17 protein-coding genes are annotated in these 15,490 nt (G+C 69.8%); 13 read left to right on the forward strand and 4 right to left on the reverse strand.

The genetic code is table 11. The features are described 5' to 3' along the window. The first annotated feature begins 77 nt into the window (after positions 1-77). On the forward strand, positions 78-944 hold the full coding sequence (locus ACIBH4_RS19015; RefSeq protein ID WP_350949853.1) for a hypothetical protein: 867 nt from the start codon (positions 78-80) through the stop codon (positions 942-944). 166 nt (positions 945-1,110) lie between these two features. Further along, complete coding sequence (locus tag ACIBH4_RS19020) at positions 1,111-2,862, forward strand: DEAD/DEAH box helicase (protein WP_362504755.1); 1,752 nt, start codon at positions 1,111-1,113, stop codon at positions 2,860-2,862. A 231-nt stretch (positions 2,863-3,093) separates the two neighbouring features. On the opposite strand, the gene ACIBH4_RS19025 is transcribed toward ACIBH4_RS19020, so the two are convergent. Then, on the reverse strand, positions 3,094-3,867 hold the full coding sequence (locus tag ACIBH4_RS19025; protein ID WP_362504758.1) for a hypothetical protein: 774 nt from the start codon (positions 3,865-3,867) through the stop codon (positions 3,094-3,096). A gap of 267 nt (positions 3,868-4,134) precedes the next feature. Here ACIBH4_RS19025 and ACIBH4_RS19030 point away from each other — a divergent pair, with 267 nt between their 5' ends. Beyond that, complete coding sequence (locus ACIBH4_RS19030) at positions 4,135-4,821, forward strand: hypothetical protein (protein ID WP_362767777.1); 687 nt, start codon at positions 4,135-4,137, stop codon at positions 4,819-4,821. Positions 4,822-4,828: 7 nt separating this feature from the next. On the opposite strand, the gene ACIBH4_RS19035 is transcribed toward ACIBH4_RS19030, so the two are convergent. Both ACIBH4_RS19035 and ACIBH4_RS19040 read right to left on the reverse strand, forming a co-directional pair. Continuing rightward, positions 4,829-5,404, reverse strand: coding sequence for an isochorismatase family protein (locus ACIBH4_RS19035; RefSeq protein ID WP_362504764.1), 576 nt, complete (start codon positions 5,402-5,404; stop codon positions 4,829-4,831). A 4-nt stretch (positions 5,405-5,408) separates the two neighbouring features. After that, a complete protein-coding gene (locus ACIBH4_RS19040; RefSeq protein WP_362504767.1) occupies positions 5,409-6,698 on the reverse strand; it encodes a nicotinate phosphoribosyltransferase in 1,290 nt (429 codons plus the stop codon). Between the two features lie 40 nt (positions 6,699-6,738). Between ACIBH4_RS19040 and clpS the strand changes: the two genes are divergently transcribed. From clpS to ACIBH4_RS19070, 6 genes are all read left to right on the forward strand, one after another. Further along, on the forward strand, positions 6,739-7,026 hold the full coding sequence (gene clpS / locus ACIBH4_RS19045) for an ATP-dependent Clp protease adapter ClpS (RefSeq protein WP_362504770.1): 288 nt from the start codon (positions 6,739-6,741) through the stop codon (positions 7,024-7,026). A gap of 118 nt (positions 7,027-7,144) precedes the next feature. After that, a complete protein-coding gene (locus ACIBH4_RS19050; RefSeq protein WP_362504773.1) occupies positions 7,145-7,669 on the forward strand; it encodes a DUF2017 domain-containing protein in 525 nt (174 codons plus the stop codon). Between the two features lie 9 nt (positions 7,670-7,678). Further along, positions 7,679-8,095: a M67 family metallopeptidase gene (locus ACIBH4_RS19055; protein WP_362504776.1), complete on the forward strand. Its 417-nt coding sequence runs from the start codon at positions 7,679-7,681 to the stop codon at positions 8,093-8,095. A 144-nt stretch (positions 8,096-8,239) separates the two neighbouring features. Continuing rightward, complete coding sequence (locus tag ACIBH4_RS19060; protein ID WP_350949845.1) at positions 8,240-8,404, forward strand: hypothetical protein; 165 nt, start codon at positions 8,240-8,242, stop codon at positions 8,402-8,404. A gap of 89 nt (positions 8,405-8,493) precedes the next feature. Continuing rightward, on the forward strand, positions 8,494-8,772 hold the full coding sequence (locus tag ACIBH4_RS19065; protein WP_350949844.1) for a MoaD/ThiS family protein: 279 nt from the start codon (positions 8,494-8,496) through the stop codon (positions 8,770-8,772). Between the two features lie 156 nt (positions 8,773-8,928). Continuing rightward, positions 8,929-9,876 carry a cysteine synthase gene (locus ACIBH4_RS19070; protein WP_350949843.1) on the forward strand — a complete coding sequence of 316 codons (948 nt, stop codon included), beginning with the start codon at positions 8,929-8,931 and terminating at the stop codon, positions 9,874-9,876. Positions 9,877-9,972: 96 nt separating this feature from the next. Here ACIBH4_RS19070 and ACIBH4_RS19075 read toward each other — a convergent pair whose 3' ends face one another. Then, the gene (locus tag ACIBH4_RS19075) at positions 9,973-11,820 is read right to left on the reverse strand and encodes a DUF3352 domain-containing protein (RefSeq protein ID WP_362767773.1); all 1,848 of its coding nucleotides are present in this window, start codon (positions 11,818-11,820) and stop codon (positions 9,973-9,975) included. Positions 11,821-12,137: 317 nt separating this feature from the next. On the opposite strand from ACIBH4_RS19075, the gene ACIBH4_RS19080 reads away from it, so the two are divergent. The 4 genes from ACIBH4_RS19080 to rph all read left to right on the forward strand — a co-directional run bounded on the left by ACIBH4_RS19080 (position 12,138) and on the right by rph (position 15,479). Continuing rightward, on the forward strand, positions 12,138-12,929 hold the full coding sequence (locus tag ACIBH4_RS19080; protein WP_362504785.1) for a thioesterase family protein: 792 nt from the start codon (positions 12,138-12,140) through the stop codon (positions 12,927-12,929). Between the two features lie 133 nt (positions 12,930-13,062). Further along, the gene (gene murI / locus ACIBH4_RS19085; RefSeq protein WP_362504788.1) at positions 13,063-13,884 is read left to right on the forward strand and encodes a glutamate racemase; all 822 of its coding nucleotides are present in this window, start codon (positions 13,063-13,065) and stop codon (positions 13,882-13,884) included. Positions 13,885-14,004: 120 nt separating this feature from the next. Next, the gene (locus ACIBH4_RS19090) at positions 14,005-14,757 is read left to right on the forward strand and encodes an MBL fold metallo-hydrolase (protein WP_362504791.1); all 753 of its coding nucleotides are present in this window, start codon (positions 14,005-14,007) and stop codon (positions 14,755-14,757) included. Positions 14,758-14,762: 5 nt separating this feature from the next. Next, positions 14,763-15,479 carry a ribonuclease PH gene (gene rph, locus ACIBH4_RS19095; protein ID WP_350949838.1) on the forward strand — a complete coding sequence of 239 codons (717 nt, stop codon included), beginning with the start codon at positions 14,763-14,765 and terminating at the stop codon, positions 15,477-15,479. Positions 15,480-15,490: the final 11 nt, after the last annotated feature.

A 15,490-nucleotide genomic window follows, 5' to 3' on the forward strand; every position in this document is an offset into this window, starting at 1 on the left:
GCGATCACCCATAGCCGGGTCACGCCCCCCGATGCGTGGTAGGACGGTAGGACCGTCGCCGCCGGGGAGGAGGTCCCGTGCACGAACGACCTCGCCGGTCGGACCCGCCCGACGAGCCCGGCCGTGGCGGGGGACGCCGGTCCAGGCGGGCCCGCAGGGCCGCGCGGGCGGCCGAGGATCAGGTGTGGCCGCCCACCGACCCGGACCTCGACGACGAGCGCCGCCCCTGGCCGGCGCCCGAGGACGACGAGTATCGCCCCTGGCCGCCACCGGAGGACGAGCCGTCCGACGCCCGCTCCAGCCTGACCTGGCCCCCCCGCATCCCTGAGCCCGGCGACGACCTGCCGCCCTCCGCCCGCTGGTACGGCACGCCCATCGCCCCTCCCGAGCGTCGCCCCGGGCGCCTGCGCCGCGTGCTGCTCGTACTGCTCACCCTGGCCGCCGGTGCCGGCGTCATCGCCGTGGTGGCCGTACTGTCACTGCGGGCACTGCCCTCCCCGCCCCCGGAGCGGGTGGACGATCCGGTCGCGGGGGTGAGCTACCCGCTGCCGGAGCGCTGGCTCACGGGTACGGTGCCGCCGGTCACGGAGTTCACCTCGGCCGCGGGCGACGGCGTCAACACGACCGTGATGGTCATGCCCGCCGAGCCCGCGAACGACGCGCGCGCCACCACCACCGAACTCAGCGACCTGTACGCGCGGCTCCTGCTCCACGGTGACGAGGTGAAGGTCGTGGACGACACGGAGATCACCGTGGGCGCGCGTACCGGCCACACCCGTGCCCTGCGCGCGGAGTACCTGGACGTGGTGAACCGGCCGGCGTACCTGCGTGTGGTCTTCCTCACGGGGGCGGGAAAGCGTCCGGTGGTCGTGGTCGCGATGACCCAGCCGGACGACCCCGTGTCGAGGGCCGAGATCGACACGGTGATCGCGGGCCTGCGTTGAGCGGGCCTAGGTTGAGCGGGCTTGTGCTGAGCGGGGGCCGCGCGAGTCCGGCTCCGCGATTCGACGATCTCCGCTCCGCGGACCAATAGCACGAAGGGACGACCTTGGCGAGGATCTCGGCCGATCGGCACGTCTTGTCGGCGGCGCAGATTACCCTGGGGACACTGTGAGCACTTTCGCCGCATCCCACCTCTCGCCCTCATATCCGGACCGTGCCGCCTGGGGCACCGCGCCGAAGCTTCGCGCGTGGCAGCAGGAGGCCTTTGACCTGTACTCCAGCCGTGAGCCGCGCGACTTCCTCGCGGTCGCCACGCCGGGTGCGGGCAAGACGACCTTCGCGCTCCGCATCGCCAGCGACCTCCTGTCACGAGGGATCATCCGGGCTGTGACGATCGTCACACCCACGGAGCACCTCAAGCAGCAGTGGGCGGACGCCGCGAGCAGGGTCGGCATCGCGATCGACCCCGAGTTCAAGAACAGCCAGGGCGCGACCTCCCGTGACTACATCGGGGTGGCCATCACCTACGCCCAGGTATCCATGCACCCGGCGCTGCACCGCGCCCGCACCGAGGCGCGCAAGACGCTCGTGATCTTCGACGAGATCCACCACGCGGGCGACGCGAAATCCTGGGGCGACGGTGTGCGGGAGGCGTTCGAGCCGGCCGCCAGACGCCTCGCCCTGACCGGGACCCCCTTCAGGTCCGACGTCAACCCGATCCCCTTCGTCACCTACGCCGAGGACGGCGACGGGGTCCGGCGCAGCGTCTCCGACTACTCCTACGGGTACGGCCCGGCACTCGCCGACGGCGTCGTCAGACCGGTCATCTTCCTCGCCTACGCCGGTGAGATGCGCTGGCGGACCCGCGCGGGCGACGAGATCGCCGCGACCCTCGGCACCCCGCTCACCAAGGACCAGCTCGGCCAGGCGTGGCGGGCCGCACTCGACCCGAAGGGCGAGTGGATCCGCCAGGTCCTCCGGGCGGCGGACCGGCGCCTGACCGAGGTGCGCAGGGGCGTGCCCGACGCCGGTGCCCTGGTCATCGCGACCGACCACGAGACCGCACGCGCCTACGCCCGCCACATCCGGACGATCACCGGAGAGGGCGCCACGGTCGTGCTCTCCGACGACCCCACGGCATCCAAGAAGATCAAGGAGTTCTCCGCCTCCGAGCAGCGCTGGCTGGTCGCGGTCCGGATGGTCTCGGAAGGGGTCGACATCCCACGCCTCGCCGTCGGCGTCTACGCGACGAGCATCTCGACCCCGCTGTTCTTCGCCCAGGCCGTCGGACGCTTCGTCCGCGCCCGCAAGCGGGGCGAGACCGCGTCGGTCTTCGTGCCCTCCGTACCGACCCTGATGGGCCTGGCGGGGGAGATGGAGGCCGAGCGCGACCACGTGCTCGACCGCAAGCCCGCCGAGGAGGGGCTGGACGACTTCCTGCTGGAGGACGCCCAGCGCAAGAAGGACAACCCCGACGTCGTGGGCGACGAGCTGCCGTTCGAGACCCTGGAGGCGGTCGCCACCTTCGACCGGGTCCTCTTCGACGGCGGCGAGTTCGGCAGCGCCGCGGAGACCGGCTCTCCCGAGGAGGAGGACTTCCTCGGCCTGCCGGGCCTTCTGGAGCCCGACCAGGTCCGCACCCTGCTGAGCAAGCGCCAGTCCGACCAGCTGAAGGCCAAGCGGAAAAAGCCCGAGCCCAAGGAGCCGGAGCTCGCCCCGCACGAGCTGATCGCCAACCTCCGCAGGGAGCTCAACGGTCTCGTCGGCGCCTGGAACCACCGCACCGGCCAGCCTCACGGAGTCATCCACGCCGAGCTCCGCAGGGCCTGCGGCGGACCGGCCATCGCGCAGGCCTCCGCCGAGCAGATCCAGGAGCGGATCGGCAAGATCCGCCACTGGGCCACCCAGCGCTCCCACTGACCCGGTCACCGGGCCGGGCCGCCTTTCACCTGATCCGGTGACTCGACCTTGGTCGCCCAGCGGGGGTTTCCCGGCTCGGCCGTCCGGTCGGGGGTTCGAGCCGGATCCGGTCGCCGGGCGCACCCTCGGCTCGGTGACCTGTCCGGACGAGGATGCGCCCGGTCCGGCTCCGGGCGGTACCGGTCGCCCTGAACGGCGGGCCGAGCGGTTCGGGCGAGCCGGAACCCTGGATCACCGGGCCGTGGACGGCTCCTCGGGTACGCGACCCGGCCTGGCGAGGGCGATCGGCCTGCCGGTCCGCCCGTCGATCGCCCTGAACGCCCCCGTGTCGCGCACCGGCACCGTGAGCGGCACCTCCAGGGAGGCGACGCCGCCGGCGACGCTCACGGGCCACGTGGTGGCGCCGGAGGAGCGTCTGCGCGCCCTGTCCTCCCGCATCCAGACCTTGATAGTGCGGTTTCCGTGGTGCAGGACCACGGTCGCGGTGTCGCACTCGTCGGCTCTGGCCTTCCAGAAGAGCGTCACGCCCCGTGGCGCACCCTGGCGGCGAGCCAGCCGCACCTGCTCCGGAGCGGGCATCCGCCCCCGGCAGGAGGAGCCTCGCCTGCCGGAGGAGATGCCTGGCCGGTTTCCGGACATCCGCTCCCCTCGCACCGCCTGTGCTCCCCGCGTGTCCCGCACGCCCTGCCGCGCCGCATCCGGAAGCGGTGCGGGCACTCGGGACGGCGCGAGCGGGGACCGAGGTCGGATCCAGGGTTCGGTTCGGGGGGCGATCCGAGGTCCGGCCGGCGGACCTGCCAGGGAGTCGGCCAGGGTCGCCGGGCGCGGGAGTGCGGTGATCGGAGTTCGAGCGGGAACCTGGACGACGGTGGTGGCCCAGACCGTGGCCGCCTCCAGCGCGACCAGCGAAAGCACGCTCGTCAGCCGTACCAGCGTCCCTCCGCGAAACAGGTTCCACAGGCACAGCGGGGTCAGGATCAGCCAGGAGACGCCGAGCACGAACATATGAGATCACCACCGGTAGTAAGAGGTATCGACTCTCCGTGATACTCCTGCCGCGACCGGTGATGGTTCTGTTTGCCCATCCATGCCGATCCGGTAATCGTTCGAATGCTCAGAGTAGGCATCGTTGGTAACGTGTCGCTGTCACCACCCCGGGCCCGCCACCGGGTTCCCCCGCAATGCTTTCAAAGAGGACGAGTGTTGGCCGAGATGATCCGTACCGAGATCATGGAGTACGTGGCTCCGATGTTCGAGCAGATCATGGCGAGGATGGACACCCTCGCCACCAAGGACGATGTCGCCGGACTCCGGCAGGAGGTCACCGAGCTTCGGTTCGATGTGGCGAAGTGCGCCACGAAGGAGGAGCTCGCCGAGGTCAAGCAGGATGTGGCTGACCTCAGGGCGGAGGTCAAGCAGGATGTGGCCGAGCTCAGGGCCGAGGTCAAGCAGGATGTGGCCGAGCTCAGGGCCGAGGTGGCGGAGGTCAAGGAGGATGTGGCCGAGCTGAAGGTGGGGCTCGCGGAGGTCAAGGAGGATGTCGCTGAGCTCAAGGTGGAGATGGCCGGGGTCAAGCAGGATGTGGCCGAGCTCAGGGCCGAGGTGGCGGAGGTCAAGGAGGATGTGGCTGAGCTGAAGGTGGGGCTCGCGGAGGTCAAGGAGGATGTCGCTGAGCTCAAGGTGGAGATGGCCGGGGTCAAGCAGGATGTCGCTGATCTCAAGGAGGATGTGGCTGAGCTGAAGGTGGGGCTCGCGGAGGTCAAGGAGGACGTGGCCGAGCTCAAGGTGGAGATGGCCGGGGTCAAGGAGGATGTGGCCGAGCTCAAGGTGGAGGTCGTCGGGATCAAGCAGGACATGAGGGCCATGGCGTACGACATCGGCGAGCTCAAGGAGAACTACCGGACCATGGACGGGAAGCTCGACCGGATGATCCTCTTTCTGGGGATGCCGAAGAGCTGAGAGATCGTCAGGCCGGTCGGACCACGGGGGTTCCCGTGAGGCGGGCTCCGGCGGAGCCGAGTTCGGCGAGGGTGGTCTCGGTGGTCGGAGCGGACACCCCGGCGGTGAGGTCCAGCAGCACCTGAACGGACAGTCCGTGCGCGACCGCGTCCAGGGCGGTGGCCCGCACGCAGTGGTCGGTGGCGATGCCGACGATGTCCACCGCCTCCACGTGGCGCTCGCCGAGCCAGTCGGCCAGGGGAGTCCCGTCGGAGGTGACGCCCTCGAAGCCGCTGTAGGCGGCGCTGTGGGCACCCTTGCTGAAGACCTCCTCGACGCGTGAGGTGTCGAAGGCGGGGTGGAAGTCGGAGCCGGGTGTCCCGGCGACGCAGTGGGCGGGCCAGGTGGTCACGTAGTCGGGTTCGGCGGCGAAGTGGGAGCCGGGGTCGATGTGATAATCACGGGTGGCCACGACATGGTCGTAGCCGTGCGAGGCGGCGTGTGCGGAGATGGCGGCGGCCACCTCCGCGCCGCCGCCGACCGGGAGGCTCCCGCCCTCGCAGAAGTCGTTCTGGACGTCGACGATGATGAGTGCTGTTGGCATGCGGTCAGTCAAACACGGTTGGGATCGCGGCGTAGCCCCGGGACAGCTGATAGGCGTTGGAGGGCAGCTCGGCGACGGCCTCGCGGTGCCGCGCGCGGCCCGCGTCCAGCTTCTCGCGGCCGACGATCTCCCCCTCCCTGACCAGCGGAACCTGTAGCGGGCGGGCGTTCGAGGGGTGCTCGCCGGAGACGGTGACCACCTCGGCGATCGCCGTGCCCTCGGCGTCGAGCTCGCGGAACGCCTCCTTGCGTCCGCCCCGGCTGGGCTTGCCCACCGACTTCTTGGCCACCGGCCGCATGACCCCTTCGGCGTCCTCGCGGGCGACGAGCTTGTAGACCAGGGCGGCGGTGGGCGAGCCGGAGCCGGTGACCAGCGACGTGCCGACGCCGTAGCCGTCCACGGGTGCGGCGGCGAGCGCGGCGATGGCGTACTCGTCGAGGTCGCTGGTCACGATGATCCGGGTCTTGTGGGCGCCGAGCGCGTCGAGCTGCTCGCGGACCTCGTGGGCGACCTGGCCGAGGTCGCCGGAGTCGAGGCGGACCGCCCCGAGGGAGGGGCCGGCGAGTTCCACCGCGATCCGCACGGCCTCGGCCACGTCGTAGGTGTCCACGAGCAGTGTGGTATCGGCGCCGAGGGAGGCGATCTGGGCCTGGAAGGCCTGCTCCTCCGAGTCGTGGAGCAGGGTGAAGGCGTGGGCGGCGGTCCCGGCGGTCGGTATGCCGTACTCGTGGCCCGCCATGAGGTTGGAGGTGGAGGAGAACCCGCACAGGTAGGCGGCCCGCGCCGCGGCCACCGCCGCCGCCTCGTGGGTGCGCCGTGAGCCCATCTCGATGAGGGGCCTGGTCCCGGCGGCGCGGATCATGCGTGTGGCGGCGTTGGCGATCGCGCAGTCGTGGTTGAGGATCGACAGGATCACGGTCTCCATCAGCACGGCCTCGGCGAACGTGCCCTCCACCGTCATGATCGGGGAACCGGGGAAGTAGCACTCGCCCTCGCCGTAGCCGTCCACCTTCCCGGAGAACCGGTATCCGGCGAGGAACTCCAGGGTGGGCTCGTCGACCACCTCGTTGTCCCGCAGGAACGCCAGCGCCTCCTCCTCGAAGCGGAAGGACTCCAGCGCGTCCAGCACCCGGCCGGTTCCCGCCACGATCCCGTAGCGTCGCCCGCCGGGCAGCTGGCGCGCGAACACCTCGAAAACCGCCCGTCTGGAGGCGGCCCCGCTTCTCAGCGCCGCCTCCAGCATCGTCAGCTCATAGTGATCGGTAAGCAACGCGGTGCTCATGCTCTTTGTCACGAGTCGAAGACTAAGCCCGGGGTAGGGCAGACTGGTGAATGTGGGTAGCACCGCTCCAACGGAGGTCGAGCGTCCGTCAGTTGACGTACGGCCCGATCTGCCATGGTTGACGATTGTCTGGAACGACCCGGTCAACCTGATGTCCTACGTGACGTACGTCTTCCAGTCCGTTTTCGGATACTCCAAGGAGAAGGCGGAGAAGTTAATGCTCGACGTGCACCACAAGGGGAAGGCCGTGGTTTCCAGCGGCACCCGCGAGGAGATGGAGCGCGACGCGCAGATCATGCACTCGTACGGGCTGTGGGCCACCGTCCAGCGGGATTCGTGAGCGCGCGAGCGGCCGGGCGCCACCTGTCGTCGCGCGGCGACCAGCCGGGCCCGAAGCGGCAGGACTCGAAACGGCGGGCGGGTCTCGGGCGGAGCCCGCGAGAAATGGTGGGCGAGAGATGAGTTCGGGGTTCAAGCCGGGGCACGAGGGCGGCGTGATCACGGTTTTCGACGCCGCCGAGGTGTCGATCCTGCGCTCGCTGGTCACGCAGATCCTGGGCCTGATCGAGCCGGGGGAGACCGGCGACGACCCCCTGGAGAAGGCGCTCGGCATCGGCCCCTCCGAGCAGTCCAACGATCCGGTACTCGCCCGGCTCTTCCCCTCGGCGTACGAGGACGGCGAGGCGGCCGCCGAGTTCCGCAGATACACCGAGGCGACGCTGCGCGAGGGCAAGCGGGCCGACGCCAAGGCGATGCTCGACAGCGCCGAGCCCGGCAGGGTCGAGCTGACCAGGGAGCAGGCACAGGCGTGGATGCGCGCGCTGAACGACGTGCGCCTCGCGCTCGGCACCCGGCTGGAGGTGACCGAGGAGGTGCACGACGAGATCGCCGACATGCCGGAGAGCGACCCCCGCTATCCGGCGTACGTCATCTACGACTGGCTCACCTACCTCCAGGACACCCTGGTCCGCGCCCTTTGGTAACTTCCAGTCATGCTCACCATCTCTCGGGAACTGGTTGACAGGATCATCGCGCATGCTCGGGCGGACCACCCCGACGAGGCCTGCGGCGTGATCGCCGGGCCAGTCGGTTCCGACTCTCCCGAACGGTTCATCGCGATGGAGAACGCCGAGCGGTCGCCGACGTTCTACCGGTTCGACTCGCTGGAGCAGTTGCGCGTCTGGCGAGAAATGGACGACCGCGACGAGGAGCCGGTGGTCATCTACCACTCCCACACGGACACCGAGGCCTACCCCTCCCGCACCGACATCTCCTACGCCGCCGAGCCGAACGCCCACTACGTGCTGGTCTCCACCCGCGAGGAGCTGGGGGAGAAGGCCGAGTTCCGCTCGTACCGGATCATCGACGGCATCGTGAGCGAGGAGGAGGTGACGATCACCTCCGGGTGACCGTCACCTTTTCGGGTCCTGACGCCGAAGCCTCCGGGGTGGGGATCTTACCTCCATGCCCTGGTGTCCCGGCTCCCTCGTCTCCGTGTTCGGGTGGTGTCCGGGATTCGTACGGTGCCGTTGTCCGGTACGGCCGTGGGACGAATGAACCCTTTGGGTAAGCTGGTGGGCATGCTGACCGCCGCCCCGAGCCAGGAGGACGTGGTGCTCTCGCGTCCCGGCCCTCGGGCACGGCGCGCGGGTGTCGCGCCCGTGCAGAACTTCCTGTTCGCGCACACGCCCTTCGTCGTCGTCTACGACTGTCGCTGACCGGCTTTTCTGGAATCCTCCGGTGCTCACCGGTGTTCTGATCCGGTGGGCCTCTCACTCTCATGACGACACAAGGAGACTGACCCGCGATGGCCATCGAGGTTCGCATTCCGACCATCCTGCGCACCTACACCGACGGCGCCAAGGCCGTCGACGCCAAGGGCGCCACGCTTGAGGAGCTGATCGGCGATCTGGAGGTCCGGCACCCCGGGCTGAAGGAGCGCCTGGTGGACAAGGGCGCGCTGCGCCGCTTCGTGAACGTTTACCTGAATGACGAGGACGTCCGCTTTCTGGGCGGTCTGGAGACCCCGGTCGCCGACGGCGACACGGTCACCGTCCTGCCCGCCGTGGCCGGCGGATCCCGCTAGCCGCGTGGCGCCGCCCGCACCGCGGGAGTTCCGTGATCCTTCGCGAGATCGGAGAGCTCTCCCGGGCCGGGCGGCGCGCGCCGCGGTTTTTGGGCTGTCACCCCGAGGCAGCAGGTCTGTCACCACAAGGTCAACCCGAGGCGGAAGCCGTACACCATGCGTTTTGACTCACTGATCGAATCGGTCGGCCGGACCCCGCTGGTCGGCCTGCCCAGACTCTCGCCCTCGGAGGACGTACGGATCTGGGCCAAACTCGAAGACCGCAACCCGACAGGTTCGATCAAGGACCGTCCGGCGCTGTGGATGATCGAGCAGGCGGAGAAGGACGGGCTTCTCCAGCCGGGCTGCACGATCCTCGAACCCACGAGCGGCAACACCGGCATCTCGCTCGCGATGTCCGCCAGGCTCAAGGGCTACAAGCTGATCTGCGTGATGCCGGAGAACACCTCGGAGGAGCGTCGCCAGCTGCTGCGCATGTGGGGGGCGCAGATCATCTCCTCGCCCGCGGCGGGCGGCTCGAACGAGGCGGTGAGGGTCGCCAAGGGCCTGGCGGAGGAGAACCCCGACTGGGTGATGCTCTACCAGTACGGCAACCCGGCCAACTGGCGCTCGCACTACGAGTCGACGGGGCCGGAGATCCTGGAGGATCTGCCGTCCGTCACCCACTTCGTGGCCGGTCTGGGCACCACGGGCACCCTGATGGGCGTCGGCAGGTTCCTGCGCGAGCACGTTCCCGGTGTGAGGATCGTCGCCGCCGAGCCGCGTTACGGCGAGCTGGTGTACGGGCTGCGCAACGTGGACGAGGGCTTCATCCCCGAGCTGTACGACGCCGACGTCCTGACCACGCGGTTCTCGGTCTCCTCGGCCGACGCGCTGCGGCGCACCCGGGAGCTGCTGTCCGGCGAGGGCATCTTCGCGGGGGTCTCCACCGGTGCCGCCCTGCACGCCGCGCTCGGTGTGGCGGCGAAGGCCGTCAAGGCGGGGGAGCGGGCCGACGTCGTGTTCGTGGTCGCGGACGGCGGCTGGAAATACCTGTCCACCGGCGCCTACGAGGGGACGCTCGACGAGGCCGAGGAGCGGCTCGAAGGCCAGCTCTGGGCCTGAACGTCGCCTGAGGAAAAGGCGAATCCCCGGCGGGGCCGGAGCCCTGCCGGGGATCTGGGAGGCCTGATCCGAACGGGATCGGGGAGCCCGGGTGGATCAGTTGAACAGGAGCCTCATCGAGAAGGTCCCATCGCTGCCCGACTGGGTGCCGCTCACGCCCACGGCGCGGAGTACCTGGAGGTTGGCCTTCTCGTCGCCCTGGAGGTTGCCGAGGTAGAGGTTCTCCACCTTGTCCAGGTCGGCGTAGAGGGCGAAGGTCGCCTCACCGGCGTTGGGGATCGCGAGCTGGAAGGTCTCGCTGTCGCCCAGGGCGCCGTCCTTGTTGAGCTCGGCGGCGTAGTCCTGCGCGCTGCCCAGGACGAAGACGCCGTCGCCGGGAACCTTGGCGAGCTGCGGGACGGCCGTCCCGGAGTCCGCGAGGAACCTCTCGATCTTGCCGACGACCTCCTGCGCCTTGGCCGGGTCGGTGACGATCTTCGCGCCGAACTTCGGCTGGTTGCCGTCGAGGCCGTTGGAGTCGATGGCGATGGTGATGTTCTTGCCGAGCAGCGTCACCAGGTCGTCGGGGAGCGCGAGGCCGTAGTTCTGCTTGGCCTGGTCGGCGAACTGCTGGACGCCGCCGTTCGCGGCCTGGTCGGCCGACTTCATGAGCTGCGCCCACTGCTTGCCGACCACCTCGCCGAGACCGGAGATCGAGATCGCGCCGGCGGTGGAGGCGGGAAGCGTGCTGATCCTGGAGGGCTCGGGATCGCCCATGTCCAGGTTCTCGACGCCGCGGCTGATGCCCGCGAGCTCGACGTACTCGCTGTCGAAGCGGAGGGCGCCCGCCACGCGGGCGTTCTTGACCTGGGCGAGGACGGAGGGGTCCTGGGCGGCCAGTTCGGGGGCCATTCCCGCGAGCTTGCCCGCGTCGGCCCAGAAGGAGAGCACACCGGTCTCGCCGAGGGCGCTCAGGTCGTCGGAGAAGTTGGCGTTGCCCGACAGCGGCTCGGCGGTGGCGGCCTTGTCGGCCTCGGCCTGGGTCGGGGTGAGCAGCGCGTAGTCGTCGCGGAACGCGATGCCGTACTTCTCCTTGCCCATCAGCTTCGCGATGCCCGCCGTGGCCTTGTCCTGGTCGGTGACCTGGACGGCCACCACGACGCCGGGCTCGGCGCCGGCCTTGGCCGGGGCCAGCGCGGCCACGCCGACGCGGACGCCGAGCCAGGGCTCGATGTCGGTGGCGTAGTCCACCTTGCTGAGGTCGCCGGCGTCCTTCTTGATCAGGTCGAAGATCGCCTTACGCGGGTCCTCGCCGCTGAAGGAGTCCTTGGTGGTCGTGAACTTCCTGGCGATGTTGAACAGCGCCACCTTCTGGTTCGCGGCCGGGTCGAGGTCGAGGCGGATGTAGCCGACGGCGTTGCCGGGCAGTACGTCGTGCGGTTGCGCGCCGCCGCCGCTGAGCAGGTTGATCGCGAAGAAGCCGCCACCGCCCACGAGGGCGACGACCAGCGCGGCGACCACCGCGAGCAGCCAGCCCTTGCCGCCCTTGCGTGCGGGAGGTCCCGGGGGAGGCCCGGCGCTCAGGAAGTCGGGTCCCTGCTGCCAGTTTCCCGCCTGCTGGCCGTACGCCTGCTGGCCGTAGCCCTGCTGCTGGTAGCCGGGCTGCTGCTGCCCGTACGGCTGACCGGCCTGCTGGCCGTAGTTCTGCTGTCCGTACGGTTGCTGGCCGTAGCCCTGCTGCTGGTGGCCGGGCTGCTGCTGGTAAGGCTGGCCCTGCTGCGGGTAGGGCTGCCCCTGCTGGTAACCGCCGGAAGGCTGCGAGTATCCGGGCTGGCCGTTCTGCGGGTAGGCCTGCGTGTGCGGCTGGTCGTTCGGCTGTGCGCCCTCGTTCCAACGGTAGGCGATCGTCCTGTCGGGCTGCTGACCCGGATCGGGCGACTGGTCTGGGGGATTGTTGGCAGGCATGATCACTCACAATGTGGACTTCGCGGACAGGGAGAAGTTAGTGCACATTGCTAGCAACCCGCTTGCATTGAACTAACTACGTGATTGTCACGTCTAAGCCGGATCAGCCCCTGCTCAGCGTGCCTTCTTCGCCCATCGTGACCTTTGTCGCCCTGTTCCCGCAGGTCACTGCCGTCCCTTCCTTACCGCAGATCTTGGTTCCCGGAAGGCTGCGGCGTCCTGGCGGCTCCCGGGAAGAGGGCACTGAGGACCCGGGGAGGCGACGGTCGCATGGAATGGGTAAAGTAACCCCTCTAGAACAAGATTCGGGAGCGCGGATGGCGAAGTTCGACGAGGCGACAGCGGTGACCAAGGTGGACGAGACCACCTACGACGTGTGCCTCGACCCCGGATACTCCATCGGCGGCCCTTTGAACGGCGGCTATCTGATGGCTGTGCTGCTGCGCGCGGTCGTGGACGCCTCCCCCCACGAGCACCCGGTGAGCACGAGTGTCCAGTTCCTGCGTGCGGCGAGGCCCGGCCCCGCGCGGGTGCGCCTTGAGCAGATCAAGACCGGTCGCACCGCCACGATGACCAGGGTGACCCTCGTCCAGGAAGGGACCTCCTTCATCGAGGGACTCGTCACGACCGCGACGCTCAGCGGTGCCGCCCCCGACTGGGCGGACGAGCCCTCGACGGTGATGCCGCCGATCGAGCGGTGCGTCTCGCTGCCCGCTCCCAAGGACGCGTCGAACCTGACGTTCAGCGCCCAGGTGGAGCTCGCCTTCGACCCTCCGACCGTCGGCTGGCTCGACGGCCGTCCCACCGGCAGGCCCGAGGCCCGCGCCTACTTCCGGCTGGCCGAGCCGCAGGACCCCGACCCGTACGTGCTGGCGCTCGCCGTGGACGCCCTCCCGCCGGTGGTGTTCTCCGCGGGGGCGCGCGGCTGGGCACCCACCGTCGACCTCACCTGGCACCTGCGCGCCCTGCCCGCCCCGGGATGGCTCACCCTCCTGGGCGGGGGGCGTCTGATCAGCGACGGCTGGTTCGACGAGGAGGTCGAGGTCTGGGACTCCGCGGGTCGCCTGGTCGCCCAGTCCCGTCAGCTGGCCCGCGTCGGGCGGGGCTGACGTCCGCACCACGGGACGTACTACAGACACCGTACGACTGAATGTCATGAAAAATACATGGCTGAGCTGGTATTCGGCGTTGTGAGGATTCTTACCGTGATCGGCCGCCCCGGGTCGCCTAGCCTGGGGAACTGTGTCGCAAGCGAGCATTGGAATCTTTGACAGCGGTGTCGGTGGCCTCACGGTGGCTCGGGCGATCATCGACCAGCTGCCCAACGAGTCGATCTTCTATGTGGCCGACACGGCGAGGCAGCCGTACGGCCCCAAGAGCATCGCGCAGGTCCGCGCCTACGCGCTGGAGGTGATGGACCACCTCGTCGAGCGCGACGTCAAGATGTTGGTGATCGCGTGCAACAGCGCGAGCGCGGCGGTGCTCCGCGACGCGCGGGAACGCTACGCCGTCCCGGTCGTCGAGGTGATCCAGCCGGCCACCCGCCGTGCCGTGCGGGCCACCCGCAACGGCAGGGTCGGGGTGATCGGGACCAGGGCCACGATCGAGTCGATGGCCTACCACGACGCGTTCACCGCCGCTCCCGACGTCCGGCTCACCGGGGTAGCGGCGCCGCGCCTGGTGGAGTTCGTCGAGCGGGGGGAGACGATGAGCGACGAGCTCATCGACGTCATCCGCGAATACCTGGAGCCGGTGCTCGCCGACGGGTGCGACACGCTGATTCTGGGGTGCACGCACTATCCGCTCCTCACCGGGCCGATCTCCTACGTGGTGGGAGACGGCGTGACGCTGGTGTCCAGCGCCGACGAGACGGCCAAGGACGTCTACCGCGTCCTGCACGACCGGAGCCTGGCCGCCGTGGGAGACACGCCCAGGCACCGCTTCCGCGCCACCGGCGACGCGGGACTCTTCGCCGACCTCGGACGACGGTTCCTCGGACCGGAGATCCAGGCGGTCGAGGTGGCGGTAGTAGGGGATGTTCCGAACAACGGGCATCGCGTGTGACGGTGCCCGGGCGCTCCGTAGGGGGAGCGCCGGGGATCGGCGGACGAAGGGGGACGGACACCGGCCACCGGCGCCCGCGCCGTGACACGCGGCGCCGCACAGTAACCGTAGGAGGCCGCCGTGAAGTTGACGATCATTGGATGCTCGGGGAGTTTCCCCGGGCCCGACAGCCCTTCCTCCTGCTACCTGCTGGAGGCCGACGGGTTCCGCATGCTGCTCGACTTCGGGAACGGCGCGCTCGGCGCGCTCCAGAGGCACATCGGCCTGTACGACGTGGACGCGATCTGCCTGTCGCACCTGCACGCCGACCACTGCCTCGACATGTGCCCGTACCACGTGGTGCGCACCTACTCGCCCGGCGGCCCGCTGCCCAAGGTGCCGGTGTACGCGCCCTCCGACGCCCGCGAGCGCCTGAACTCCGCCTACGCGATGCCCGACGAGCCGCCGCTCGACACAGCTTTCGACTTCGTGGGCCTGATGCCCGGGACGTTCGAGGTCGGCCCCTTCGAGGTGACGGCCGCCCCGGTGAACCACCCCGTGGAGACCTACGGGTTCAGGGTCTCCCACGGCGGGCGCTCGGTGGCCTACTCCGGGGACACCGGCGAGAGCGCCGAACTGGTCAAGCTCGCCTCGGGGGCCGACGTGCTCCTGTGCGAGGCGTCGTACCTCGACGAGCCCGGACTCCCCGCCGGCCTGCACCTGAACGGCCGCCAGGCGGCCGAGCACGCGGCCAGGGCGGGCGTGGACACCCTCGTCCTCACCCACCTGGTGCCCTGGAACGACCGCGACCGCGTCATGGAGGACGCCTCCCGCGGGGGGTTCGCCGGACGGATGGAACTGGCACGGAGCGGGGCCCGGTATGACCTAGGGTGAACGTCATGGCTCGCGCAGATGGACGTACTCCCGATCAACTCCGCCCCGTCACCATCACCCGGGGCTGGCTCGCGCACGCCGAGGGCTCGGTGCTCGTCGAGTTCGGCGGCACCAAGGTGCTCTGCGCCGCCTCCGTGCAGGACAGCGTCCCGCGCTGGCGCCGGGGCAGCGGCCAGGGCTGGATCACCGCCGAGTACGCCATGCTGCCGCGCGCCACGAACACCCGCAACGACCGCGAGTCGGTACGCGGCAAGATCGGCGGCCGTACGCACGAGATCTCCCGCCTGATCGGCCGATCCCTGCGCGCCTGCGTCGACTACAAGACGCTGGGCGAGAACTCGATCGTCATCGACTGCGACGTGCTCCAGGCCGACGGCGGCACCCGCACCGCGGCCATCACCGGCGCGTACGTGGCGCTGGTCGACGCGGTCGCGTGGATGCGCAAGCGCAAGATGTGCGGCGGAGACCCGCTGGTCGACTCGGTCGCGGCGGTCTCCGTCGGCGTCGTCGGCTCGACGGCGCTGCTCGACCTCTGCTACACCGAGGACGTCGCCGCCGAGACGGACATGAACGTGGTGATGACCGGCTCCGGCGAGTTCGTCGAGGTCCAGGGCACCGCCGAGGGCAAGCCGTTCGACCGCGCAGCCCTCGACGAGCTGCTCGACCTCGGCGCGGCCGGCTGCGCCGAGCTCACCCGCCTCCAGCGGGAGGCCCTGGCATGAGCCGCTTTCTC

Source organism: Streptosporangium sp. NPDC050284, from assembly GCF_044459525.1.
Lineage (GTDB): Bacteria > Actinomycetota > Actinomycetes > Streptosporangiales > Streptosporangiaceae > Streptosporangium.